Annotated in this window: 18 protein-coding genes and 1 tRNA gene; 7 read left to right on the top strand and 12 right to left on the bottom strand. The window is 63.7% G+C overall.

Annotated features, from left to right (window positions below; genetic code table 11):
• Positions 1-19 precede the first annotated feature (19 nt).
• Genes B9A31_RS24300 through B9A31_RS24290 form a run of 3 tightly spaced genes read left to right on the top strand, consistent with a single transcriptional unit; the run spans position 20 to position 5,147 of the window.
• On the top strand, positions 20-2,269 hold the full coding sequence (locus B9A31_RS24300) for an ATP-binding protein (protein ID WP_019098001.1): 2,250 nt from the start codon (positions 20-22) through the stop codon (positions 2,267-2,269).
• 15 nt (positions 2,270-2,284) lie between these two features.
• Positions 2,285-2,746: a response regulator gene (locus B9A31_RS24295; protein WP_019098000.1), complete on the top strand. Its 462-nt coding sequence runs from the start codon at positions 2,285-2,287 to the stop codon at positions 2,744-2,746.
• A gap of 13 nt (positions 2,747-2,759) precedes the next feature.
• On the top strand, positions 2,760-5,147 hold the full coding sequence (locus B9A31_RS24290) for a hybrid sensor histidine kinase/response regulator (protein WP_027609728.1): 2,388 nt from the start codon (positions 2,760-2,762) through the stop codon (positions 5,145-5,147).
• Positions 5,148-5,258: 111 nt separating this feature from the next.
• Here B9A31_RS24290 and B9A31_RS24285 read toward each other — a convergent pair.
• Positions 5,259-5,333, bottom strand: a tRNA-Gln gene (locus B9A31_RS24285).
• Between the two features lie 275 nt (positions 5,334-5,608).
• On the opposite strand from B9A31_RS24285, the gene zapE reads away from it, so the two are divergent.
• A complete protein-coding gene (zapE, locus tag B9A31_RS24280) occupies positions 5,609-6,679 on the top strand; it encodes a cell division protein ZapE (RefSeq protein WP_084297470.1) in 1,071 nt (356 codons plus the stop codon).
• A 65-nt stretch (positions 6,680-6,744) separates the two neighbouring features.
• Here the strand turns inward: zapE and B9A31_RS24275 are convergent, their stop codons facing one another.
• Positions 6,745-8,634: a propionyl-CoA synthetase gene (locus B9A31_RS24275; protein WP_084297469.1), complete on the bottom strand. Its 1,890-nt coding sequence runs from the start codon at positions 8,632-8,634 to the stop codon at positions 6,745-6,747.
• A 179-nt stretch (positions 8,635-8,813) separates the two neighbouring features.
• Here B9A31_RS24275 and B9A31_RS24270 point away from each other — a divergent pair, with 179 nt between their 5' ends.
• Positions 8,814-9,680, top strand: a complete 867-nt coding sequence (locus tag B9A31_RS24270; protein WP_025754393.1) for a LysR family transcriptional regulator — start codon at positions 8,814-8,816, stop codon at positions 9,678-9,680.
• Here B9A31_RS24270 and B9A31_RS24265 read toward each other — a convergent pair.
• The 5 genes from B9A31_RS24265 to B9A31_RS24245 form a co-directional block, all read right to left on the bottom strand.
• Positions 9,654-10,808: an HPP family protein gene (locus B9A31_RS24265; RefSeq protein WP_019097602.1), complete on the bottom strand. Its 1,155-nt coding sequence runs from the start codon at positions 10,806-10,808 to the stop codon at positions 9,654-9,656. The genes B9A31_RS24270 and B9A31_RS24265 overlap by 27 nt on opposite strands.
• A 243-nt stretch (positions 10,809-11,051) precedes the next feature.
• Positions 11,052-12,371, bottom strand: coding sequence for an ATP-binding protein (locus tag B9A31_RS24260; protein WP_019097601.1), 1,320 nt, complete (start codon positions 12,369-12,371; stop codon positions 11,052-11,054).
• Positions 12,368-13,036 carry a response regulator transcription factor gene (locus B9A31_RS24255; RefSeq protein WP_019097600.1) on the bottom strand — a complete coding sequence of 223 codons (669 nt, stop codon included), beginning with the start codon at positions 13,034-13,036 and terminating at the stop codon, positions 12,368-12,370. The genes B9A31_RS24260 and B9A31_RS24255 overlap by 4 nt, the downstream gene beginning before the upstream one ends.
• On the bottom strand, positions 13,037-13,351 hold the full coding sequence (locus B9A31_RS24250; RefSeq protein ID WP_019097599.1) for a PepSY domain-containing protein: 315 nt from the start codon (positions 13,349-13,351) through the stop codon (positions 13,037-13,039). It abuts the gene before it with no gap.
• A complete protein-coding gene (locus B9A31_RS24245; protein ID WP_019097598.1) occupies positions 13,351-13,659 on the bottom strand; it encodes a PepSY domain-containing protein in 309 nt (102 codons plus the stop codon). Before B9A31_RS24245 ends, B9A31_RS24250 begins: the two co-directional genes overlap by 1 nt.
• A 203-nt stretch (positions 13,660-13,862) precedes the next feature.
• Between B9A31_RS24245 and queD the strand changes: the two genes are divergently transcribed.
• Complete coding sequence (gene queD, locus B9A31_RS24240; RefSeq protein WP_019097597.1) at positions 13,863-14,219, top strand: 6-carboxytetrahydropterin synthase QueD; 357 nt, start codon at positions 13,863-13,865, stop codon at positions 14,217-14,219.
• 10 nt (positions 14,220-14,229) lie between these two features.
• Here queD and B9A31_RS24235 read toward each other — a convergent pair whose 3' ends face one another.
• Positions 14,230-14,712 carry a DUF1289 domain-containing protein gene (locus B9A31_RS24235; RefSeq protein ID WP_161751678.1) on the bottom strand — a complete coding sequence of 161 codons (483 nt, stop codon included), beginning with the start codon at positions 14,710-14,712 and terminating at the stop codon, positions 14,230-14,232.
• 405 nt (positions 14,713-15,117) lie between these two features.
• On the opposite strand from B9A31_RS24235, the gene acnB reads away from it, so the two are divergent.
• Positions 15,118-17,727, top strand: coding sequence for a bifunctional aconitate hydratase 2/2-methylisocitrate dehydratase (gene acnB, locus B9A31_RS24230; RefSeq protein ID WP_016714738.1), 2,610 nt, complete (start codon positions 15,118-15,120; stop codon positions 17,725-17,727).
• 72 nt (positions 17,728-17,799) lie between these two features.
• Here the strand turns inward: acnB and prpD are convergent, their stop codons facing one another.
• From prpD to prpC, 4 genes are all read right to left on the bottom strand, one after another.
• A complete protein-coding gene (gene prpD / locus B9A31_RS24225) occupies positions 17,800-19,284 on the bottom strand; it encodes a 2-methylcitrate dehydratase (protein ID WP_019097594.1) in 1,485 nt (494 codons plus the stop codon).
• 72 nt (positions 19,285-19,356) lie between these two features.
• Positions 19,357-20,547, bottom strand: a complete 1,191-nt coding sequence (prpF, locus tag B9A31_RS24220; RefSeq protein WP_084297468.1) for a 2-methylaconitate cis-trans isomerase PrpF — start codon at positions 20,545-20,547, stop codon at positions 19,357-19,359.
• 13 nt (positions 20,548-20,560) lie between these two features.
• Positions 20,561-23,149, bottom strand: a complete 2,589-nt coding sequence (acnD, locus tag B9A31_RS24215; protein WP_025754396.1) for a Fe/S-dependent 2-methylisocitrate dehydratase AcnD — start codon at positions 23,147-23,149, stop codon at positions 20,561-20,563.
• A 163-nt stretch (positions 23,150-23,312) separates the two neighbouring features.
• Positions 23,313-24,440, bottom strand: a complete 1,128-nt coding sequence (gene prpC / locus B9A31_RS24210) for a bifunctional 2-methylcitrate synthase/citrate synthase (RefSeq protein ID WP_016714742.1) — start codon at positions 24,438-24,440, stop codon at positions 23,313-23,315.
• Positions 24,441-24,455 lie beyond the last annotated feature (15 nt).

Here is a 24,455-nt window from a genome sequence, read left to right as displayed (position 1 = left end):
GACAGGAGCGTTTTCACTGATGACTGCAGACAACACGCTGGAAGAAGCCATGGAACGCTGTGCCCGGGAACCGATCCACGTGCCGAGCAGCATCCAGCCCCACGGTTTCTTGCTGGTGCTGGATGCCACCGACCTGTGCGTGCTGCAGGCCAGTGAAAATGTCGAACAGTGGCTGGGTTTGCCGGCCCGGGAACTGATCGGTTGCCAATTCACCCACCTGGTCGGCGACGGTTTTGACCTACGCGCGCAGCTCGCGCGCATACCCGACGATGAAATCTTCCCTTTTCACATAGGCGACGTGCGCTTGCGCCAAGGCGCGCCGTTCAGCACCCCGTTGCACCTGCTGGTGCACTGTCACGACGACGTGCTGGTGGCCGAGCTCGAACCCCCACGCCTGCCACCGGACCTGGTCGGGCAAGGCGACTACTACCCACTGGTGCGCAGCTTCGTTGGCAGCCTTCAGCTGGCCAGCAGCCTTGAAGACCTGCTGCAGCAAACGGTGCTGCAACTCAAGCGCATCACCGGTTTTGGCCGGGTCAAGGCGTACCGTTTCGATGCCGATGGCAACGGCCAGGTGCTGGCCGAGGTGGCCGACCCGGGCTACCCCCGTTACCTGGGCCTATGCTTCCCGGCTGCAGACATCCCGCGCCAGGCGCGCGAGCTGTACCGGATGAACCGCATCCGCGTGATCGAAGATGCCAACTACCAACCCTCGCCCCTGCACCCGGCCACCAACCCGCGTACCGGCAAGGCACTGGACATGAGTTTTGCCACGCTGCGCAGCGTGTCACCGGTGCACCTGCAATACATGCGCAACATGGGCACGCTGGCGTCGATGTCGTTGTCGATCGTGGTCGACGGTGAACTGTGGGGGCTGGTGTCCTGCCACCATGAGCAGCCGCGCGCAGTGGACCTGCGTACCCGCACGGCCAGCGAGCTGCTGGCCAGCGTGCTGTCGCTGCAGATCGAGTCCCGCGAGGCGCATGCCAGCACACGCAAGCTGCTGGCGCTGCGCCAACACATCGTGCGCATGATCTCGTCCATGGCCGACCATGACAGCGTCAGCGACGGCCTGCGCGACCTGCCCCATGTGCTACTGGCCTTTGCCGATGCGCAGGGTGCCGCCGTGATCTCGGCCGAACGCTGCGACCTGATCGGCAAGACCCCGCCCGAAGCCCAGGTGACCGCGCTGGTACACTGGCTTGGCCAGCGCGGTGCAGACACCGTGTTCCACAGTGACAACCTGCGCCGTGACATCACCGACCTGCCCGAGCTGGCCGCCCATGCGGGCGGTGTGCTGGCGGTGGCCATCTCGCAGATCCACTCGCACTACCTGCTGTGGTTTCGCCCCGAGCAGGTGCGCACGGTGAACTGGGCTGGCCAGCCGACCAAGCAGGCCGGGCCGCAGGGCAACCTCGACCCGCGGCACAGTTTCGAACGCTGGCAGGAAGAACTGCGCGACTACTGCGAGCCCTGGGACCCGCTGGTGATCGAGGGCGTGATGGAGTTGCGCAGCGCGGTGCTGGGCATTGTGTTGCGCAAGGCCGAAGAGCTGGCGCAACTGGCAGGCGAGCTGCGCCGTTCGAACAAAGAGCTTGAAGCATTTTCATACAGCGTGTCCCACGACCTGCGCGCCCCCTTGCGGCACATTGCCGGCTACACCGAACTGCTCGGCGAAATCGAAGGCCAGGGTCTGAGCGAACGCGGCAAGCGCTACCTTCAGCATATCGGAGAAGCAGCGCACTTCGCCGGCAGCCTGGTGGACAACCTGCTCAACTTCTCGCAAATGGGCCGCTCGGCCTTGCGCCTGTCCGACGTCGACCTCAACACGCTGGTCGATGCGATTCGCAGCGAGCTGGCGCCGGATTACGAAGGCCGCGCAATCGTTTGGGACATTGCTGAACTGCCCAAGGTGATCGGCGATCCGGCATTCATCAACATGGCCTTGCACAACCTGATCGCCAATGCCATCAAGTACACGCGTGGCCGTAACCCCGCGCACATTGGCATCCGCGCGGTACAGCACCCTGACGAAACCGAAATCATCATCGTCGATAATGGCGTAGGCTTCGACATGGCCTACGCCAACAAGCTGTTCGGGGTGTTCCAGCGCCTGCACCGCATGGAGGACTTCGAAGGCACCGGGATTGGCCTGGCCAGCGTACGTCGTATCATCGAGCGCCATGACGGCCGGGTCTGGGCCACTGGCCAGATCGACCAGGGTGCCAGCTTCCACTTCACCCTGCCACACCACCCCGCATCCACCTGAGGCACCACTATCACCATGCTCAAACCCATCCTGCTGGTCGAAGACAACCCAAGGGACCTGGAGCTGACGCTGCTGGCCCTGGAGCGTAGCCAGTTGGCCAACGAAGTCATCGTGCTGCGCGACGGCGCCGATGCCCTGGACTACCTGCTGCGCCGCAATGTCTATGCCGATCGCGACGACGGCAACCCTGCCGTGCTGCTACTGGACCTGAAACTGCCCAAGGTCGATGGCCTTGAAGTGCTCAAGGCAGTTCGTACCACACCTGAACTGCGCAGCATCCCCACGGTCATGCTGACCTCCTCGCGGGAGGAGCCCGACCTGCTGCGCGCCTACGAGTTGGGGGTGAACGCGTATGTGGTCAAACCGGTGGAATTCAAGGAATTCGTCGCCGCCATCTCCGACCTCGGGGTATTCTGGGCAGTGCTCAACGAACCGCCACCCGGCTCACTGCGGCTGAACCGTCGCGGTAGCAACTGAGGCCGCCGCAACGATGCAGCAAACGCCGTTGAAAATACTGATGGTCGAGGACAGCTCGATGGACGCCGAGCTGACCCTGATGCGCCTGGAGCGCAGCGGGCTGAATGTGCAGCACCGGCTGGTGTTCGACCATTGGGGTGTCGAACATGCCCTGCGTGAGGCCCACTATGACCTGATCCTGTGCGACTGCGTGCTGCCAGGCTCGTCCGGCACCGAGGTGCTGGCCATCGCCCAACGCCTGGCGCCAGCCGTACCGTTCATTTTCCTGTCCGGCATCTATGGCGAAGAGCACGCGGTGGAAATGATCCGCCTCGGCGCCACCGACTATGTGCTGAAGAAAAACTTGCCGCTGCTGCCCAAGGCCGTGCGCCGGGCCCTGACCGAGGTGCAGGAACGCCAGCGCCGGCGCCGCGCCGAAGAGGCACTGGCAGATGTCGAAGCCCGTGCCCGCATCGCCATCGACGCCGCCGGCATGGGCACCTGGGACCTGCGCCCGCAAGAAGGCCTGCTGCTGTGGGACGACCGCTGCAAGACGCTGTTCGGCCTGCCCACCAGCACCGAAATGAGCCTTGACGTGTTCTACGCCGGCATCTACCCCGACGACCTGCCACTGGTGCGCGAGGCGGTGGAGCACGCCATGCGCCCGGAAAGCGGGGGCCACTACCGGGTCGAGTTCCGTATTGCCCAACCCAACGGGCTGGAGCCACGCTGGTTGCTTAGCAGCGGCCAGTGCCAGTTCGTCAACGACCAGTGCGTGCGTTTTTCCGGCGTACTGCAGGACATCCACACCCAGCGCCTGGCCACCCAGGCGCTGCGCCAGCTCAACGAGATGCTGGGCGAGCGGGTGGAACGCCGCACCCGTGAACGCGACCGCGCCTGGGAGCTGTCGCAGGACCTGCTGGCCGTGCTCAACAAGGACCTGACCCCAGTCGCACTCAACCCCGCCTGGGAAGCCAGCCTGGGCTTCTCCCGCGAGCGCCTGAGCCAGTCCTCCTTGCTGCACCTGCTGCCCGAGCACGACCAGGAACTGTTGCTTACCGAGCTGGCCGCCCTCGCCCACGGCCGCACCAGTGCCCGCTTCGTCGGGCGCATCCAGCACGCCGGTGGGCAGCAGCGCTGGCTGTCGTGGGTGGTGGTGCCCGAGGACACCTTGCTGTACGTGGTGGCGCGTGACATTACCAGCGAGCGCGAAGCCGCCCTTGGCCTGGCAGAAGCCAACACGCGACTGCGCGAGCAGATCAACGAGCGCGAACGCATCGAGGCGGCGCTGCAGCAGATGCAACGGCTGGAAGCGGTCGGCCAGTTGACCGCAGGCGTGGCCCACGACTTCAACAACCTGCTGACGGTAATCCTCACCGGCGCCAGCTTTCTCGAGCGCGACCTGGCCAAGGCCAACCTGGACAAAGCCCGCACGCGCCTCACGCACATCCGCGAAGCCGGCGAGCGTGGCGCCAAGCTGACTTCACAGCTCCTGGCGTTTTCCCGCCGTCAGCGCCTGGATCCCGTGCCGCTGAACCTCAATCGCACCCTGGCCGGCCTGGAAGAACTGCTAAGCCGCACCTTGGGCGGTAACATCTCGGTACGCCTGGACCTGGATCCGGCCCTGTGGCAGGCCCTGACCGACCCTACCCAGACCGAAATGATCATCCTCAACCTGGCGATCAATGCCCGCGATGCCATGCCCGATGGCGGCCAGCTGACCCTGACCACTCACAATACCTGCATCGATACCCGCCCACAGCGCCCCGAAGACCCGGAGCCTGGGGAATACGTGATGCTGAGCATCCGCGATACCGGCTGCGGCATGAGCGAAGACGTGCTGGCCAAGGTGTTCGAGCCGTTCTTTACCACCAAGGACATCGGCAAGGGCTCCGGCCTTGGCCTGGCCCAGGTGTTCGGCTTTGCCAAACAGTCCGGGGGCGGCGTGCGCATCGACACCGTACCTGGCCGTGGCACGCAAGTGGCGGTGTATCTGCCGGCGGTCAAGGAGCAGGCCATGAGCGAACCGGCCGTACCGCTGCTCAGGCAGCCGGTCAGCGACAGTGGCCGCAACCGTACGGTGCTGCTGGTGGATGATGACCACCTGGTGCGCGACATGCTGGGCGACGTGTTGCGCCAGTACGGCTACCAGGTGCGCCAGGCGCACAGCGGCGAACAGGCCCTGGTCCTGCTGGATGGGGAAATCGACCTGCTGCTTACCGATTTCGCCATGCCCGAGTTCAACGGCGCGCAGTTGGCGCTGGCGGCCCGTGACCGCTACCCGCACCTGCCGGTGGTGTTTCTTACCGGTTATGCGGAGTTGCAGGGCCTGGAATTACCGCGCAGCGTGGTCATCCAGAAGCCCGTGCAGGCGGATGAGCTGGCCAGGGTGCTGAATGAAATGCTGGGGATTGCAGGTTAGTTGAGAGCGGCACAAGGCCGCTCTACAGACATCGCGCAAAAACGACAAAAACGACAAAACCCAGCGCTCATCTTTCCAGGCGCCGGGTGATATACGTTTGAATCTGAAAAATGGCAGGGGCGGCTGGATTCGAACCAACGCATGGCAGGATCAAAACCTGCTGCCTTACCGCTTGGCGACGCCCCTGTATCGGATGCAGCGCTTGCTGCTCTGACAATTCCAACTGAGTGACAACTGGGTTGTTGTCTTGGAATGCGCGGCACTTTAACAACAAAGTTTTGATCTGTGAAGCCCCCTGATGAAAAAAATTGCCAGAAAACAGCGAGTTAGTCATTTTCGCCCGCGCTGATGCCAGACCTATCGCATGAAGCGATCATTGCCGGCCACTTTCCGTATTAGTCAAAATGGCCGCCCTCGGGCAAGCTGCACGCTGCCCCGCCATCACCCAAGGAGCTGTGCATTTGTCTGCCTGGATCCCCGCCCCACTTCGCCAGCTTGGCCAACGCCTGCGTGGCGCCGAAGCCAACAACAGTGAACTGCTCGACTGGTTCGAGGAAAAAGCCCGCAGCCGGGGTTACCAGCTGAGTGATGGCCAGCGACGGGTGATCCAGTGCATGGCCACACAACTGGCACAGCTCGAACAAGGGCAAGCACGCAGCCTTTACCTGTACGGCTCGGTGGGACGCGGCAAGAGCTGGCTGCTCGATGGCTTTTTCCAGGCGGTGCCGGTAGAAGCCAAACTGCGCCTGCACTTTCATGACTTCTTTGCCCGCTTGCACCAGGGCATGCACCACCACCTGGCATTGGACGATGCACTGGGCGCCACACTCGATGAGCTGGTGGGCAATTGCCGGGTGCTGTGCTTCGATGAGTTCCATGTGCATGACATTGGCGATGCCATGCTGCTCACCCGGTTGTTCAACGCCTTGTTCGCCCGTGGCGTGTTCCTGCTGGTGACCTCCAATTACGCCCCTGAGGGCTTGCTGCCCAACCCGCTGTACCACGAGCGTTTCCTGCCCGTGATCCGCCTGATCAACAGCGCTATGCAAGTGCTGGAGGTAGGCGGCGATACGGATTTTCGCAGCCTGCCGGCCAACCGCGAGCACCAGCGTTTCACCCAGGGCCATTATGTGTGGCCAGGCGATGCCGCGCAGCGCCAGGCGCTGAACGTGCCGCGCGAACAGCCGGTGATGCTGGAGGTGAACAAGCGCCCACTACGCGCACTGGCCATCGACGGCCGGCGGGTGGTGCTCGGGTTTGACGACTTGTGCGAAAAGGCCACGGCGGTGATCGACTACCTGGTGCTGGCGCAGCAGTATGATGAGTGGATCATTGATGGGCTGGATGACTTGGCGGAGTGTTCGCTGGCAGCCCAGCAGCGCTTCGTCAACCTGGTGGATGTGCTGTATGACCAGGACCGCCAAGTGACGGTGATTGGCAAGCGACCGCTGGAAGAGAGCCTGGGCGGGCCGCTTGCCGACCTGATGCGAACCCGCAGCCGGTTGGGGCAACTGCATCAGGTAGCCCCTTAGATCTCCATTGCCTGATACGGCCTTTTCGCGGGTAACCCCGCGAAGAGGCCAGAAGAGTCAGCGCATCAACCCGCCCTGGGCAAATCCGCCAGCACCCCCTCGATCTCCCCCAGCACCGCCGGGTCATCCAGGGTCGAAGGCGGCACGTAGTCCTGCCCGTCGGCAATCTTGCGCAGCACCGCCCGCAAGATCTTCCCCGACCGCGTTTTAGGCAAACGCTTCACCAGCCGAACCCGGTTGAAACAGGCCAGCGGGCCGATTGCCTCGCGCACGCTGCCCACCAGGTCCACCAGCAACTGCGCCTCGCTGATGCCCTCGCCGTCCTTGAGCACAACGAGCGCCAGCGGCACCTGCCCCTTGATCTCGTCGTGCACACCAATCACCGCGCACTCGGCCACCGCCGGGTGACAGGCCACCAGGTCTTCCATTTCGCCGGTGGACAGGCGGTGCCCGGACACGTTGATCACGTCATCCGTGCGCCCCATGATGTAGACAAAGCCATCCTCGTCCAGGTAGCCGCCATCGCCTGTGTGGTAGTAACCCGGATAGGTGCGCAGGTAGGCCTGCAAATAACGCTCGTGGTCGCCCCATAGCGTCTGGCTGCACCCGGGCGGCAACGGCAGGGCAATGACAATCGAGCCTTGGTGATTAGGCCCCAGCAAGTGGCCTTCGTCATCCACGACACGCACATGGTAGCCCGGTACCGCCCGATTGCTTGAGCCCGGCTTGGCCGCGCTGCCCTCCAGCCCGACGCAGGGCGCAGTGACCGGCCAGCCGGTTTCGGTCTGCCACCAATGGTCGTGCACCGGTTTGCCACTGACCCGCTCCAGCCATTCATGGGTGCTTGAGTCGAGCTTCTCACCCGCCAGGAACAGCTGGCGCAGCGAGCTGAGATCGTGCTTGCGGATCAGCTCGCCCTCCGGGTCTTCCTTGCGGATGGCACGCATGGCGGTGGGCGCACAGAACAGCGCATTGACTTTGTATTGCTCCACCACCCGCCAGTAGGCCGAGGCGTCCGGGGTGCGGATCGGCTTGCCTTCGTAGAACACCGTGGTGCAGCCGCTCATCAACGGCCCGTAGACGATCAGCGAATGGCCGACCACCCAGCCCACGTCGGAAATGCCCCACCATACATCGCCGGCCTGCATGCCATAGATATGGCGCATGGCATAGCACAGCGCCACAGCATTACCGCCGTTTTCCCGGACGATACCCTTGGGTTTGCCGGTGGTGCCCGAGGTGTACATGATGTACAGCGGGTCACCGGCATCCAGTTCGACCGGGGCGACCGGCGTGGCGCCGGCCAAGGCCGCCTGCCAGTCCAGGTCGCGGCCTGGTTGCAGTTCAGCTTGTGCCTGCGGCCGTTGCAGCACCAGCACATTGCGCGGCTGGTGCCGGGCCAGTTGCAGGGCACGGTCGACCAGCGGCTTGTAGGCAATTACCCGGTCGAACTCCAGCCCGCAGGATGCCGTGAGCAACAGCGCCGGCCGGGCGTCATCGATACGCAGCGCCAGCTCGTTGGCGGCAAAGCCACCGAACACCACCGAGTGCACCGCTCCAATGCGCGCGCAGGCCAGCATGGCCATGGCCGCCTGCGGCACCATGGGCATGTAGATGATCACACCATCGCCCTTGTTTACCCCTAGCTGGTGCAGCAAGCCGGCCAGGCGCGCCACTTCGTCGCGCAACTGGTTGTAGGTATAGGCCTGCTGCACGCCCGTCACCGGCGAGTCGTAAATCAGTGCCAGCTGCTCGCCACGGCCCTGCTCGATCTGGCGATCGAGGGCCAGGTAGCAACTGTTCAGGCGGCCATCGGCGAACCAGCGGTGGGTACCGTCGGCGTTGTCTTGAAGGATAAGGGCAGGCTTGCGGTGCCAGGCCAGGTGCGCGGCCTGTTCCGCCCAGAATGCGGCAGGGTCGGAAATGGAATGGGCGTAGCTGTGCTGATAGCTCATAGCGAAAGGAACCCGGTACTTGTTGTTATTGAAGGGCGAACCTTGAGTATGGACCGCTACAACGGCGCCGCCATGGGACTAAAGTCACAACCGACCTGCAAATTTGCAGACAACGCTAAAGCGCCCCATAACGGTGCAAAGCCTCTAGAATAGGCCACCCTTCAGCCACCGAGCAGCCCATGGACATCGAACAGGCCCGAACCTTTCTGGAAATCGTGCGTTGCGGCAGCCTGGTCGCCGCCGCCGAACGCCTGTTCGTGTCACAGACGGCCATTACCGCCCGGGTGCAGCGCCTGGAGCAGCAATTGGGCTGCCAGCTGTTCGTGCGCAGCCGCAACGGTGCCAGCCTGACGAGCGACGGCGAGGCCTTTGTCAGTTATGCCAACCAGCTGGTGCAAACCTGGGAAGCAGCGCGGCGCGACCTGCCGCTGCCTGAAGGCTGCCAGCAAGTGCTGCATGTGGGGGCAGAAGTCAGCCTGGGCAACCCGATGTTGCTTGACTGGGTCACTGCCCTGCACCGTGAACTGCCCAGCCACGCCATACGCAGCGAAGTGAGCGACGGCGAGTCGCTGCTGCGCAAGGTCGAGATGGGCCTGCTGGACGCTGCGCTGGTGTACCAGCCGACCTACGGGCCGGGCTTGCAGGTGGAACAGTTGATGGAAGAGAAACTGATCCGCGTGCGCCGCGTCGACCAACCCGAACCGTATATCTACATCGACTGGGGCGAGGCCTTCCGCCGTCGGCACGATGCCGCCCTGCCCGATTGCGCGCGCCCGGCGTTAAGCTTCAACCTCGGCCCGTTGGCTTTGCAGTTCATTCTCGACCAGGGTGGCAGCGGTTACTTCCGCACGCGGGTGGTGCAGGCATACCTGGACAGCGGTGTGTTCGAGCGGGTACCGCAGGCCCCGGAGTTCACTTACCCAACCTTCCTGGTGTATCCACGCGAACGCGACAGCGAAGCCCTTCAACAGGCCTTCGCCATCTTGCGCCGGCTGGTGGCTGCAGGCGCCAGCGACTGGTCACAGCGCTGGGACCCGGTTATCTGACGCCTCGGCTTTGCTGAGCAACTGGCGCTTGAGGCCGGCGATCAGGTCAGTCTGGGTAATCACCCCCACCAGCTGGTCGGCGTCGAGCACCGGCAGGCAGTGCAAGCCTTGTTCGCACAACAGCGGCAGCAGGCGCTCCAACGGGTGCTGGCTGCAGACACTCACCACTCGCCGGCTCATCACCTGCTCCATGCGCACCGCCTTGCGGCCAAACAGCCCGCGCCAGCTGAAACGGCCGCGCTGCATGGCCGGGCCAACCAGGTCGCTGAGGCTGACGATGCCCACCAGTTTACCGTGCTGTAATACCGGCAGGGTTTTCAGGTGGTGGCTGGCGAGCATTTTCCAGGCCTGCTCAAGGGTGGTATCGGGCGTGGCGAACTGCACGTCGCGGGACATCACCGAGGCCGCCGTAATACCGCCGAGACTGCGCTGCAAGGCATGCTGCTCGGTGGCGAGAATGATGCGCTCCAGCTCGTCACGGGTGACGTCGACGAACTCGCCCAGCTCTTCCAGGGCCTGGTCCAGGTCTTCGCTGCGGATGCCAACCCGCTCGCCGGGCAGCGGGTCATGGGTGTGGTGCAGGTCTTTGCGCGGCACCGCGCCTTTCGGGTAGCGCACGCCCGTCAGGCGGTTGTAGACAATCGCCACTGTCACCAGGATCAACGCATTGAGCAGCACCGGCTCCAGCAAGTGGTCGCCCATGGCCGTCAGCCCTGAGTCAGCCAGCACTGCACTCACCGCCACCCCGCCACCCGGCGGGTGCAGGCAGCGCAGCAGGCACATCACCAGCAGCGAGATGCCCAGGGCGGCTGCGGCTACCCACAGCTCGGGGCCGAAGCCTTCGCGCATGGCCAGGCCGACCGCGCCCGCTAGGGCATAGCTGCCCAGCACCGGCCAGGGTTGGGCCAGTGGGCCGGAATGCACGGCGAACACCAGCACAGCCGAGGCGGCCAGCGGGCCAAGCAGATGCAGGGCGATACCGGGGCCATAGGCGATGCTGGTCAGCCAGCCGGCGAGGAACAGGCCGAGCAACGCACCGATAGCGGCACGCAGCCATTCTTTTGGGGGAATATTCAGGGGCGCCGGCAACAGCCGCTGCAGACGACTTTCGGAACGCGAGGCAGGCATTTGAGTAGTCGGAATCTTTGGTTTTTCTGATTAAAAAGAAAGCCCAGCCGAGGTGGCCTGGGCCTCGTATTGCGCGTGCAATACCACAAGGGGCTCCGTCCGTGGAGAGATGGAAACCGCAGGGTTTCGTGAATGGGATTTTGCCGGGCGGGGGGAGATTGGGCTAATTCAAAAAAATGCGGCTGTACTGCAATTTTTTTGCAGTACTGACAGGGCCTGGAGGGGCGCACAGCGGCCCCGGCATTATCGGGCCTTGCGCGGCAGGTCGATATTGACGCGAAGCCCACCCAGCGGGCTCTCCAGCAAGGCCAGCCGCCCGCCCCAGGCCTCGACGATATCGCGTACGATGCCCAACCCCAGACCGTGCCCGTGCACCTGCTCATCCAGCCGCGAACCACGCTCCAGCACCTGCTGCCGCTGGCCCTCGGGAATCCCCGGGCCGTCATCATCGACCCATACCTGATAGCCCTCGGCATTCGACCCAATGCCGAGGCGCACTTCGCTGTCTGCCCACTTGCAGGCGTTGTCCAGCAGGTTGCCCAACAACTCCAGGAAGTCCTCACGGTCCCATGGCAACAGCAACCCGGGGGGCACATCACTGGCCAGCAGCAACCCTTCCCCATGGATCATGCCCAACGTGCTCAACAACCCCGGCAGTTCGGCATCGCAATCGAATTGCGCACCGGGCAAGGCATCACCCGCCAACCGCGCGCGATTCAGTTCGCGCGCCAACCGCTGCTGAATCTGCTCCAGCTGCTCACGCATCTGCGCCCGCACTTCGGGCAAGTCCTTCAGGCGCTCACTCGACGCCAGGCTCAGCAGCACCGCCAACGGTGTCTTCAGTGCATGCCCCAGGTTACCCAAGGCATTGCGCGAACGGCGCAGGCTGTCTTCGGTATGGCTAAGCAAGTGGTTGATCTGCCCCACCAACGGGGCCAGCTCGCTGGGCACCTCGGCATCCAGTTGTGACCGTTGGCCCTGCTGCAGTTGGGCGATCTGCTGGCGCGCCCGCTCCAACGGCCGCAGCGAGCGCGTTACGGTCATGCGCTGCAGCACCAACACCAGAATCAGTGCCACCAGGCCCATGCCAAGGCCGATCTGCTGCATGCGCCGAAAGCCCTCACGCACCGGCGAGTAATCCTGTGCGACGCTGATCGAGATGTCTTGGCCCAGGCGCCGGTAGTCAGCGCGCAGGGCAAGCAGTTGCTGCCCTTCCGGACCGAGCTCATGGCTGTCGGAAAGGCCTGGCGCAGCAGGCTTGGGCATGTCCAGGTCCCACAGCGAGCGTGAGCGCCAGGTGCCTTTGTCGAAATCGATTCGGAAGTAATAACCGGAAAAAGGCCGCTGATACGCCGCCGAGATGCGCCGCTCATCCAGCTGCAGGCCGGATGGCCCGCGCACCAGTGCCACCAGCAGGTTCTCGCTTTCCTTGCGCAGGCCGTTTTCCAGGTAACGCTGCAGGCCGGCTTCGAACAACCACAAGGTCAGTTGCGCCAGGACCACCCCGACCACCACCAGCACCGCGACCAGGCCAAGGCTCAAACGCGCCTGGATCGACTTCACCCGGTGCTCCCCGCGTAGATATAGCCTTGCCCGCGTCGGGTCTCGATCACGCTGCGACCCAGCTTGCGGCGCAAGTGGTTGACATGTACTTCCAGCACGTTCGAATCCCGCTCGGTCTCACCGTCGTAGAGGTGCTCGGCCAGGTGGCTCTTGGACAGGATCTGCTGCGGGTGCAGCATGAAGTAGCGCAGCAGGCGGAACTCGGCGGCGGTCAGTTGCACATCCACGCCATCACGGCTCACGCACTGGCGGCTTTCATCCAGGTGCAGGCCGGCAGCTTCCAGGGTTGGCTGATTGGCCAGGCCGCGCGCACGGCGCAGCAGCGACTGGATGCGCAGTTGCAACTCTTCCGGGTGGAACGGTTTGCTCAGGTAGTCATCAGCCCCGGCTTTCAGCCCCTCGATACGCTCGGCCCACGAGCCACGGGCGGTAAGGATCAATACCGGAGTGGCCAGGCCAGCGGCACGCCACTGGGCGAGCACGTCCAGGCCCGGCAAGCCCGGCAGGCCAAGGTCGAGAATGATCAGGTCGTAGGGCTCGCTCTGGCCCTGGTACACCGCATCACGGCCGTCAGCCAGCCAGTCCACGGCATAACCCTGGCGCTGCAGGCCGGTGGTCAGCTCGTCGGCCAGCGGTACATTGTCCTCGACAAGCAACAGGCGCATTCAGTCGTCTTCCTCGTCTTTGAGCAAGGCGCCGGTGCTGGCATCGAGCTTGATCTCGCGCACCACACCGTCCGCCGTCAGCAGTTCGACTTCATATTCGTAGCGATCGTCGTCCTCTTCCAGCTCGGCCTCCAGCAAACGCGCCCCGGGGTAACGCCCCAGGGCGGTTTCCAGCAATTGTTCGAGCGGCAGGATGACGCCCTTCTGGCGCAGCTTCAGGGCTTCGTCCTGGTCAAGGTCGCGGGCAGCGGCCAGCGAACACACGGCCAGCAGCGCCAGCGCGAGGTAGCGCGCTGGCCGCGGTAAGTGAATCATCAGTTGTCCCGCTCGTCCTTCAGCACTTCACCGGTCTTGGCGTCCAGCGCCACGTCCCATTCTACGTTCTGCGTGTCACGCAGTTCGACCTTGTAGATGTAGCGGCCGTACTCGTCTTCCAGCTCCGAATCGGTGACGGTGGCGCCCGGGTGCTTGGCCACGGCGGCGGCTTTCAGCTCGTCAAGCGACTTGATGGTCTTGGCGTTGACCAGTTTAACCACTTCGTCAGGCTGTACGTCCTTGGCGAAGGCGGCATTGGCGCCCAGGGCAAGGGCGGCGGCGGTGAACAGGGCAGTCAAGGTTTTCATCGTGCTTCTCTCCTGAGAACTGTGCAAGTTGTCTACGGGGTTAAGATTAACCACCGGTCCTTAATTCAACCTGAAAACAGCTGGCGCCATGATAGCGCAGGTCAAGACCACACCACCGGGCGGTTGCATGAACACCTGCAAGCCTTGTAGCGGGCATGCTGGTAGACTGCGCGCATTATTGATTCACACAGAGTTATGACAGCGTGGAAATTTTTAAAGAGTTCACTTTTGAGTCGGCCCACCGCCTGCCCCACGTTCCCGAAGGGCACAAATGCGGCCGCCTGCATGGCCATTCGTTCAAGGTCGGCCTGCACCTGACCGGCCCTCTGGACCCGCACACCGGCTGGATTCGCGACTTCGCCGAGGTCAAGGCGATCTTCAAGCCAATCTATGACCAGCTGGACCACAACTACCTGAACGACATCCCGGGCCTTGAAAACCCCACCAGCGAAGTGATCGCCAAGTGGATCTGGGAGCAGGTCAAGCCGCTGATGCCAGAGCTGTCGAAGGTGCGCATCCACGAAACCTGCACCAGCGGGTGTGAATACACCGGCGACTGATTCGCCCGGCTCACTGCCCCTGCGTGCTGCCCATGGCATCGCGCAGGAAGCTGGGGGCGATGTAGCGCTGGTAATGCGCCTCTGAAAGCAGGAAGAATTCGCGGTCGATGGCATCGCGCAGTTGCGGCAGTTCCCAGTCGCGGAACTCCGGCAGCAAGGCCATGCCGTAGGCCTCAAGGTCCCGGATCATCCTCGCCCCACGGGCAATCAGCTGGTACGCCCAGCAATACGCCGACTGCTGCTCGACAAACCGGATGGAGCGCTGTTCCAGCTGCTGGCGCAGCAAGCCTTTGTCGAACACCTCCAGCTTGGCCATCATCACCTGCACCAGCAACTGCTCAAGGCGCAGCCATACCGCGCGCTTCTGCGCGTCGTCGTAGCCGTTCCAGTTGATCACTTCGTGGTGGAAGCGCTTGCAGCCACGGCACACCGTGTCTCCGTACACCGTGGAGCACAGGCCGACGCAAGGGGTCTTGATGGACTTGTTGGACATGAAAAACAACAGCTTGGCGGTGGAACACGGCCCCATGTTAGCCCTTTGTCTAACCAGGGTCACTCGTTAAAGTCATCTTCTGCGCCTTACCTTCGGGCTTTTTTTGCCGTAGAATCATCCCGCCTTTTCAAAGGCAACAATGTCCGTTGGAAGCTGTTTTCAAAGCGTCACGAGCACAGTTAATCCGGTAGAACGGCGTTGGCCCGGGCCATGCACCCTCGCATGGCCGAGCCAGCCCTCATCAGCTCCCCGTTCTGCAGGCGTAAAACTTTGAAAGCAGCTTCTGTAAGGATTCTTTGCGACCCTGGCTGGGCGGCCCACAAAGCCGTAGCAGCGCATGGGTGCATGGAATGCTGGATGAGCGTCCCGGACCCCCTTTAGGGACCACTGATGAGGGAAATAACTGTGCTTGAAGCCTACCGCAAACACATCGAAGAGCGTGCCGCCCTGGGTATCGTGCCCCAGCCGCTGAACGCCGAACAAACTGCAGGCCTGGTCGAGCTGCTGAAAAACCCGCCGGCCGGCGAAGAAGCCTTCCTCGTAGACCTGATCACCAACCGCGTACCGCCAGGGGTCGACGAAGCTGCCTACGTCAAGGCTGCTTTCCTCTCCGCCGTCGCCAAGGGCGAAGCCAAGTCGCCACTGATCGACCGCAAGCACGCCACCGAACTGCTGGGCACCATGCAGGGCGGCTACAACATCGAAACGCTGGTCGCACTGCTGGATGACGCCGAACTGGGCGCCGTCGCGGCCGAACAGCTCAAGCACACCCTGCTGATGTTCGATGCCTTCCACGACGTGGCCGAAAAAGCCAAGGCGGGCAACGTCCACGCCAAGGCCGTGCTGGAGTCCTGGGCTGCCGGCGAGTGGTTCACCTCGCGCCCGGCCATCGCCGACAAGTACACCCTGACCGTGTTCAAGGTGCCTGGCGAGACCAACACCGACGACCTGTCCCCTGCCCCGGACGCCTGGTCGCGCCCTGACATCCCGTTGCACGCCCTGGCCATGCTGAAAATGGCCCGTGACGGCATCGAGCCGTCGCAGCCAGGTTCGGTCGGCCCGCTGGCCCAGATCGAAGCCGTCAAGGCCAAAGGCTTCCCGGTTGCCTACGTCGGTGACGTGGTCGGCACCGGTTCGTCGCGTAAATCCGCCACCAACTCGGTGCTGTGGTTCTTCGGTGACGACATCCCGTACGTGCCGAACAAGCGCGCCGGTGGCTTCTGCTTCGGCACCAAGATCGCCCCGATCTTCTACAACACCATGGAAGACGCCGGCGCCCTGCCGATCGAATTCGACTGCACCAACCTGGCCATGGGCGACGTCATCGACGTGTACCCGTTCAAAGGCGAAGTGCGCCGTCACGGCAGCGACGAGCTGGTTACCGAATTCGCGCTGAAAACCGAAGTATTGCTGGATGAAGTCCGCGCTGGCGGCCGTATCCCGCTGATCGTCGGCCGTGGCCTGACCGAAAAAGCCCGCGCCGAGCTGGGCCAGGGCCCATCGGACCTGTTCAAGAAGCCAGAGCAGCCAGCCGACACCGGCAAGGGCTTCACCCTGGCGCAGAAGATGGTCGGCCGTGCCTGTGGCCTGCCAGAAGGCCAGGGCGTGCGCCCAGGTGCCTACTGCGAGCCTAAGATGACCACCGTCGGCTCCCAGGACACCACTGGCCCGATGACCCGTGACGAGCTGAAAGACCTGGCCTGCCTGGGCTTCTCCGCTGACCTGGTCATGCAGTCGTTCTGCCACACCGCGGCTTATCCGAAGCCGATCGACGTCACCACCCACCACACCCTGCCAGACTTCATCCGCACCCGTGGCGGCGTGTCGCTGCGCCCGGGCGACGGTATCATCCACAGCTGGCTGAACCGCATGCTCATGCCTGACACCGTGGGTACCGGTGGCGACTCGCACACCCGCTTCCCGATCGGCATCTCGTTCCCGGCCGGTTCCGGCCTGGTAGCCTTCGCCGCTGCCACCGGCGTCATGCCGCTGGACATGCCAGAATCGATCCTGGTGCGCTTCAAGGGCAAACTGCAACCTGGCATCACCCTGCGTGACCTGGTGCATGCGATCCCTTACTACGCCATCCAGAAGGGCCTGCTGACCGTCGAGAAGAAAGGCAAGAAAAACGCCTTCTCCGGCCGCATCCTGGAAATCGAAGGTCTGGACGAACTGACCGTCGAGCAAGCCTTCGAGCTGTCCGACGCCTCGGCTGAGCGTTCTGCTGCCGGTTGCACCATCAAGCTGCCAGAGAAGGCCATCGCCGAGTACCTGCAGTCCAACATCACCCTGCTGCGCTGGATGATCGGCGAAGGCTACGGCGATGCCCGCACCCTGGAGCGCCGCGCCCAGGCCATGGAAGCCTGGCTGGCCAAGCCTGAGCTGCTGTCGGCCGACGCCGATGCCGAATACGCCGAAATCATCGAAATCGACCTGGCCGACGTGAAAGAGCCTGTGCTCTGCGCGCCGAACGACCCGGACGATGCCCGCCTGCTGTCTTCGGTACAGGGCGAGAAGATCGACGAAGTGTTCATCGGTTCGTGCATGACCAACATCGGTCACTTCCGCGCTGCCGGCAAGCTGCTGGAAAAGGTCAAGGGCGGTATTCCGACCCGTCTGTGGCTGGCCCCGCCAACCAAGATGGATGCCCACCAGCTGACCGAAGAAGGCTACTACGGCATCTACGGCAAGGCCGGTGCGCGCATGGAAATGCCAGGCTGCTCGCTGTGCATGGGTAACCAGGCACGTGTGCAGACCGGCTCGACCGTGGTCTCCACCTCGACCCGTAACTTCCCGAACCGTCTGGGCGACGCCACCAACGTGTACCTGGCATCGGCCGAGCTGGCTGCTGTCGCTTCGATCATCGGCAAGCTGCCGACCGTCGAAGAGTACATGCAGTACGCGAAAGACATCGACAGCATGGCTGCCGACGTCTACCGCTACCTGAGCTTCGACCAGATCGCCGAGTTCCGCGAAGCGGCAGCCAACGCCAAGATCCCGGTGGTTCAGGCGTAAGCTGAGTTACACGCTGTAAAAGAAAGCCCCGGCAGCGATGCCGGGGCTTTTCATTTGCCTGCTCTCACCCGCTCAGATCACGAACAAATCCACAAACCGGTGCACCGCCATCCCTTCCAGCGTTTGCTGGTCCTTGCACACCTCCAGTACCTCCCCACACCGCTGGCGCGCAAATCGCGTTGCCAGGTTGGCCCTGAACTTGGCCTCCAGCAGGGGTATGCCCTCCCCTCGCCGCCGCCGGTGCCCGATAGGGTATTCCACCACCACCTGCTCGGTACTGCTGCCATCCTTGAAGAACACCTGCAGCGCATTGGCGATGGAGCGCTTGTCCGGCTCCAGGTACTCGCGGCTGAAGCGCGGGTCTTCCACTACTTCCATCTTCTCGCGCAGGCGGTCGATGCTGGGGTGGTTGGCATGGAAGGTGTCTTCATAGTGCTCCGCCACCAGATGCCCGAAGATCAACGGCACTGCCACCATGTACTGCAGACAGTGGTCACGGTCAGCGGCATTGGCCAGCGGGCCGCTCTTGGAAATGATGCGGATTGCCGACTCCTGGGTGGTGATGACGATGCGGTCGATTTCATGCAGGCGGTTACGTACCCGAGGGTGCAGGGTAACTGCCGCTTCGCAGGCAGTCTGGGCGTGAAATTCGGCAGGGAAGCTGACCTTGAACAGCACGTTTTCCATCACGTAGCTGCCCAAGGCCTGAGGCAGACGCAGTTCGTACTGCCCGGCGGGCTTGAGCGCCAGGTCCTTGTTGGTATGGCTGAACGATACGTCGTAGAAGCCCCATTGTGGCGCCGTGAGCACACCCGGTACGCCCATCTCACCGCGCAGGGCGATATCGGCCAGGCGCACGCCACGGCTGGACGCATCACCTGCGGCCCAGGACTTGCGTGAGCCAGCATTGGGCGCGTGCCGATAGGTACGCAGGGCCTGGCCATCGACGAAGGCATGGGACAACGCCGAGAGCATCTGTTCGCGGTTGGCGCCCATCAACCTGGCGCACACGGCAGTCGAGGCCACTTTCACTAAAATGACGTGATCGAGACCGACTCGGTTGAACGAGTTTTCCAGTGCCAGCACGCCCTGGATCTCATGGGCCATGACCATGGCTTCGAGCACATCACGCATCAGCAGCGGTTTTTCACCAGCGGCCACGCGCTTCTGCGACAGGTGATCGGCAACGGCCAGAATACCGCCCAGGTTGTCCGAGGGGTGAGCCCATTCGGCCGCCAGCCAGGTGTCGTTGTAATCCAGCCAGCGCACGGTGCAGCCGATGTCCCAGGCCGCCTTGACCGGGTCGAGCCGGTAGGCGGTACCGGGGACGCGGGCACCATTGGGCACCAGCGTGCCCTCCACCTGAGGGCCGAGCAGTTTGGTACATTCGGGAAAGCGCAGGGCCAGCAGGCCGCAGCCCAGGGTGTCCATCAGGCAGTTGCGTGCGGTATCGAGGGCTTCGGCGGAATCGACCCGGTAGCCGAGGGCGTAGTCGGCCAGGGTTTGCAGCACCAGGTCGTAGTCCGGGCGGTCGTTCAGGTCAACGTTGGCGCTCATATCCAGCTCCCTTCAGAATTGCCGGGGCTGCTATGCAGCCCCAACTAACTAAAGCCGAGCGCCAGTGGTGCGTTAGAAGCTATCGCCAGGCACGCGAACCCAGCCCTCCATCAGCACGCGAGCACTGCGGCTCATGATTGCCTTGGTCACTGTCCACTCACCATTCACCTGACGCGCCTCGGCCCCGACCCGCAAGGTGCCCGAGGGGTGGCCGAAACGCACGGCGCTACGCTCACCCCCGCCAGCCGCGAGGTTGACCAGCGTGCCCGGAATGGCCGCCGCAGTGCCAATCGCCACCGCAGCCGTCCCCATCATCGCATGGTGCAGTTTACCCATGGACAAGGCGCGCACCAGCAGGTCGATATCACCCGCTTGCACCGCCTTGCCACTGGACGCAGTGTAGGTGCTCGGCGGCGCAACGAACGCCACTTTTGGCGTGTGCTGACGTCCGGCTGCCTGGTCGACGTTTTCAATCAGGCCCATGCGCACGGCACCGTATGCACGAATGGTCTCGAAACGCAGCAGCGCCTGAGGGTCCCCGTTGATGGCGTCCTGCAGTTCTGCGCCGGTATAACCGATATCGGCCGCATTGACGAAGATGGTCGGAATGCCGGCATTGATCAGGGTGGCCTTGAACGTACCCACGCCCGGCACCTCCAGCTCATCGATCAGGTTACCGGTCGGGAACATCGAACCGCCGTCACCGTCTTCGTCGGCTGCCGGGTCGAGAAACTCCAGCTGCACCTCGGCCGCCGGGAAGGTCACCCCATCCAGCTCGAAATCGCCGGTTTCCTGCACTTCACCTTCGGTGATCGGCACATGGGCGATGATGGTCTTGCCGATGTTGGCCTGCCAGATGCGCACCGTGGCGATGCCGTTGCGTGGAATGCGCGCCGCGTCCACCAGGCCACTGCTGATGGCGAACGAACCGACCGCCGCAGACAGGTTGCCGCAGTTGCCGCTCCAGTCGACAAACGCCTTTTCGATACTGACCTGGCCGAACAGGTAGTCCACATCATGCCCGGGCTTGATGCTTTGCGACAGGATCACGGTCTTGCTGGTGCTGGAGGTGGCACCGCCCATGCCGTCGATCTGCTTGCCGTAAGGGTCGGGGCTACCGATTACCCGCAACAGCAGCGCATCGCGGGCCGGCCCCGGGATTTGCGCCTGCTCGGGCAAGTCTTGCAGGCGGAAGAACACACCCTTGCTGGTGCCGCCACGGATGTAGGTGGCGGGGATTTTCACTTGCGGTACATGTGCCATGTTCAAGTCCTGTTCAAGCGGTTGCTTCGAGGAAGTCCTGGGCAAAACGCTGCAGCACGCCACCCGCCTCGTAGATCGACACTTCCTCGGCGGTGTCCAGGCGGCAGGTCACCGGCACTTCCAGGCGCTCGCCATTGGCGCGGGTAACCACCAACGTCAGGGTCGCCCGGGGCGTACGCGCGCCCAGCACGTCATACGTCTCGCTACCGTCCAGGCCCAGGGTCTTGCGGTCGGTGCCCGGCTTGAACTCCAGCGGCAGCACGCCCATGCCCACCAGGTTGGTGCGGTGAATGCGCTCGAAGCCTTCGGCCACGATCGCCTCGACACCCGCCAACCGCACACCCTTGGCCGCCCAGTCACGGGACGAACCCTGGCCGTAGTCGGCGCCGGCCACGATGATCAGCGGCTGCTTGCGCTGCATGTAGGTTTCGATGGCCTCCCACATGCGGGTGACCTTGCCTTCCGGTTCGATACGCGCCAGCGAACCCTGCTTCACGCTGCCGTCTTCCTTGCGCACCATTTCGTTGAACAGCTTGGGGTTGGCGAAGGTGGCACGCTGGGCGGTCAGGTGGTCGCCACGGTGGGTGGCGTAGGAGTTGAAGTCTTCTTCCGGCAGGCCCATTTTCGCCAGGTACTCACCGGCCGCGCTGTCGAGCATGATGGCGTTGGACGGCGACAGGTGGTCGGTGGTGATGTTGTCCGGCAACACCGCCAGCGGGCGCATGCCGCGCAGGGTGCGCTCACCGGCCAGGGCACCTTCCCAATAGGGGGGGCGGCGGATGTAGGTGCTCATCGGGCGCCAGTCGTACAGCGGCGCCACCTTCGGCCCACGGTCTTCCTCGATGGCGAACATCGGGATGTACACCTTGCGGAACTGCTCTGGCTTCACCGCAGCACGCACCACGGCGTCGATCTCTTCATCGCTCGGCCAGATGTCCTTGAGGCGGATTTCCTTACCATCGACCACACCCAGCACATCCTTCTCGATGTCGAAGCGGATGGTGCCGGCAATGGCATAGGCCACCACCAGTGGCGGGGACGCCAGGAAGGCCTGCTTGGCATACGGGTGGATACGCCCGTCGAAGTTGCGGTTACCCGACAGCACGGCGGTGGCGTACAGGTCGCGGTCGATGATTTCTTGCTGGATTACCGGGTCCAGAGCGCCGGACATGCCGTTGCAGGTGGTGCAGGCGAAGGCGACGATACCAAAGCCCAGTTGCTCCAGCTCCTTCTCCAGCCCCGCCTCTTCCAGATACAGCTGCACGGCCTTGGAGCCCGGTGCCAGCGACGACTTGACCCAAGGTTTGCGGGCCAGGCCCAGCTTGTTGGCATTGCGCGCCAGCAGGCCTGCGGCAATCACGTTGCGCGGGTTGCTGGTGTTGGTGCAGCTGGTGATGGCGGCGATGATCACCGCGCCGTCAGGCATTTGCCCTGGCACGTCTTCCCAACTGCCGGCAATGCCCTTGGCAGCCAGGTCACGGGTGGCCACGCGGGCGTGTGGGTTGGACGGCCCGGCCATGTTGCGCACCACGCTCGACAGGTCGAAGCTCAGGGTGCGCTCGTAGACGGCGCCGCCCAGGCTGTCGGCCCACAGGCCGGCGGCCTTGGCGTAGGTCTCGACCAGCTTGACCTGCTGCTCTTCGCGGCCGGTCAGGCGCAGGTAGTCGATGGTCTGCTGGTCGATGGCGAACATGGCTGCGGTGGCACCGTATTCCGGGGCCATGTTGGAAATGGTGGCGCGGTCGCCCAAGGTCAGGGCGCGGGCACCCTCACCGTGGAACTCCAGATACGCGCCGACCACTTTCTGCTTGCGCAGGAATTCGGTCAGGGCCAACACCAGGTCGGTGGCGGTGATGTTCGGTGCCAGCTTGCCAGTCAGCTCGACGCCGACGATTTCCGGCAGGCGCATCCACGAGGCGCGGCCGAGCATCACGTTCTCCGCTTCCAGGCCGCCCACGCCGATGGCGATCACGCCCAGGGCATCGACATGCGGGGTGTGGCTGTCGGTGCCGACGCAGGTGTCCGGGTAGGCCACGCCACGGTCGTTGTGAATCACGGGCGACATCTTCTCCAGGTTGATCTGGTGCATGATGCCGTTGCCCGGCTGGATCACGTCGACGTTCTTGAACGCCTTCTTGGTCCAGTTGATGAAGTGGAAGCGGTCTTCGTTGCGGCGGTCTTCGATGGCACGGTTCTTTTCGAACGCCTGCGGGTCGAAACCACCGCACTCGACGGCCAGCGAGTGGTCGACGATCAACTGCACCGGCACCACGGGGTTGACCGCGGCCGGGTCACCGCCTTTGTCGGCAATGGCGTCACGCAGGCCGGCAAGGTCGACCAGCGCGGTCTGGCCGAGAATGTCGTGGCACACCACGCGGGCCGGGAACCACGGGAAGTCGAGGTCGCGCTTGCGCTCGATCAGCTGGCTCAGCGACGCATCGAGGGTGGCCGGGTCGCAGCGGCGCACCAGGTTTTCGGCGAGCACGCGGGAGGTGTATGGCAGGCCGTCGTAGGCGCCGGGCTTGATCGCCTCGACCGCCGCACGGGCATCGAAGTAGTCCAGGTCGGTACCTGGCAGGTGCTTGCGGAATGCAGTGTTCATATCGTTATCAGGCTCGGTCACGGTATTCGGTTTGCAGGTCTGGCCACGGGGGTGCTTTGCACCCCTTTTCCCGGCACAAGGCCGCTCCTACAGGTATTGCGCCGTCCTGTAGGAGCGGCCTTGTGCCGCGAAAGGGTTGCAAAGCAGCCCCTGCGACGTCAGCTCAGCGTTGTTCGATCGGCACGAACTGGCGCTGCTCGACGCCGACATACTCGGCACTCGGGCGGATGATGCGGTTGTTGGCGCGCTGCTCGAAGACGTGCGCCGCCCAGCCGGTCAGGCGCGAGCAGACGAAGATCGGGGTGAACAGCTTGGTCGGGATGCCCATGAAGTGGTACGCCGAGGCATGGTAGAAGTCGGCATTGGGGAACAGGCGTTTCTGCTCCCACATGGTCTTGTCGATGGCTTCGGAAACCGGGTACAGCACCTTGTCACCCACTTCGTCGGCCAACTGCTTCGACCAGCCCTTGATCACCTCGTTGCGCGGGTCGGACTCTTTGTAGATCGCGTGGCCAAAGCCCATGATCTTGTCCTTGCGCTCCAGCATGCGCAGCAGCTCGGCGGTGGCGTCCTGCGGGCTCTGGAAACGCTCGATCAGCTCCATCGCCGCCTCGTTGGCACCGCCGTGCAGTGGGCCGCGCAGCGAGCCGATGGCAGCGGTGACGCAGGAGTACAGGTCGGACAGGGTCGAGGCACAGACCCGGGCAGTGAAGGTCGAGGCATTGAACTCGTGCTCGGCGTAGAGGATCAGCGACACGTTCATCACCTTGACGTGCAGCTCGCTCGGCTTCTTGCCATGCAGCAGGTGCAGGAAGTGGCCACCGAGGGTGTCTTCGTCGCTGGTGCAATCGATGCGCACACCCTCATGGGTGAAGCGGTACCAGTAGCACATCACGGCCGGGAACAGCGCCAGCAAGCGGTCAGTCTTGTCGCGCTGGGCCTCGAAGGTCAGCTCGGGCTCCAGGGTGCCCAGCACGGAACAACCCGTGCGCATCACGTCCATCGGGTGAGCGTCACGCGGGATGCGCTCCAGCACTTCCTTCAGTGCTTGCGGCAGGTCACGCAGGCCCTTGAGCTTGCGCTTGTAGTCGGTCAGTTCGGCCTGGGTTGGCAGCTCGCCGTACAGCAGCAGGTAGGCGACTTCTTCGAATTCGGCACCGGCCGCCAGGTCACGCACGTCGTAACCCCGGTAGGTCAGCCCGGCACCGGCCTGGCCCACGGTCGACAGTGCGGTCTGACCAGCCACTTGGCCGCGCAGGCCTGCGCCACTGAGTACTTTTGCTTCGGCCATGGTGATTCTCCTTTC

This window comes from Pseudomonas sp. URIL14HWK12:I5, from assembly GCF_900176445.1.
Lineage (GTDB): Bacteria > Pseudomonadota > Gammaproteobacteria > Pseudomonadales > Pseudomonadaceae > Aquipseudomonas > Aquipseudomonas monteilii.
The sequence above is the reverse complement of the archived record's forward strand: the minus strand, read 5'-3'. Positions and strand labels throughout refer to the sequence as shown.